This is a genomic window from Streptomyces sp. NPDC005811, assembly GCF_040630405.1.
Lineage (GTDB): Bacteria > Actinomycetota > Actinomycetes > Streptomycetales > Streptomycetaceae > Streptomyces.
This window is the reverse complement of the sequence record NZ_JBEXXK010000149.1, coordinates 1-1,216: the sequence shown is the minus strand read 5'-3', so window position 1 is coordinate 1,216 and position 1,216 is coordinate 1. Positions and strand designations below refer to the sequence as shown.

The following is a 1,216-nucleotide window of genomic DNA, read 5'->3' as shown; positions in this document are numbered from 1 at the left end:
CGGACGCCGTTGGCGAATGCCCCTCGACTCCGCCCCGCCGGTCCTATCCGGTGGGGCGGAGGGCTGCGAAGTGGGATGTCCGTGTGGGAGCGAAGGGGGTTCCGGTAAGCCATGCGTTGACACGGACGACGTTTATCGCGGCCGCGGTCAGGAGGTGCTGCAAGTGGGTCTTGGTGCTGCCGCGGTAGCGGGATCTGCGCAGGCCGAAGGCTCGGACGCCCTGGGCGATGGTGCCCTCGATGCCGGCTCGGTGCCGGTAGCGCTGATGCCACTGCTCGGTCTGTTGGTCGATCCGGGCCTGCTGGAGCGCTTCGTGTTCGTCCCGGTGCCGCAGGGTGATCTCACGTCCCATCCGGTCACTGCCGCGGTAGCAGTCGGGGCGGGCAGGGCAGGGGCGGCAGTCCGTGGGCGAGAACCTGGCCCGGATCACAGGGCCCTCCAGGCGGCGTCCATCGTGCTGCCACTGTCTGCTGGTCTTGCTGTTCGGGCAGGTCACCTGCCCGTTGTCCCAGTCGATGGTGAAGTGGTCGATGGAGTAGCCGTTGTTCGCCCTGGCCTGCCAGCCGGTGTTGGTGCTGACCGGCCCCAGCAGTTCGATGCCGTACTTGCGGCGGGCTCCGGCCAGGTGCGCGGCGTCCACGTAGCCGGCGTCGACCAGGTGAACGTCGGGGAGCAGGTTGCGGCGGGCCAGTCCGACGTGGATCTGCTCGGTGAACTCGACGTCCGAACTGGCGGCGGTGCCGGTCACGACCTGGGTGATCAAGTGTGGTGCGTCGGGCTCGCAGGTCTCGGTCAGGTGGACCTTGTATCCGCACCAGGCCAGGTCGCGCTTGACGCCGTTGCGGGCCTCGGGATCGTGGGGCGAGCGCAGCCGCAGCCTTCCCGGAGGACAGTCCTTGGGCTTGCGCCAGCCCACCAGCCCGTCGTTGACCTGGTATTCCTGCACCCAGAACCGGCGCAGGAACTCCACCGCCGGAAGTTCCCGCAGCCAGCCAGGCGCATGATCGGACCACACCGCCCGCAAGACGGTCATGCCGTCCTCACCGACCTGATCGGCGTGGGCGGAGCGTGCGGCCCAACGGCTGGGGAACTTCGAGTCCTCCGGGCGGACGGAGTACCGGTCGAACCACTCCGGCCGGGCCAGACCAGCCAGCCACCGCGGGGCCGCCACCGCCAGCGCGTTCAGCGCAGCCCGCAGCGTCTCGACGACCGACTC

The 1,216-nt window shown here is 69.6% G+C and carries 1 protein-coding gene; it reads right to left on the bottom strand.

Annotation, left to right across the window (positions count from 1 at the left end; all coding sequences use genetic code 11):
* Positions 1–43: 43 nt before the first annotated feature.
* Positions 44–1,216, bottom strand: a 1,173-nt coding sequence (locus tag ABZ490_RS52180; RefSeq protein WP_359008144.1) for a transposase, incomplete at its 5' end; no start/stop codon positions are given.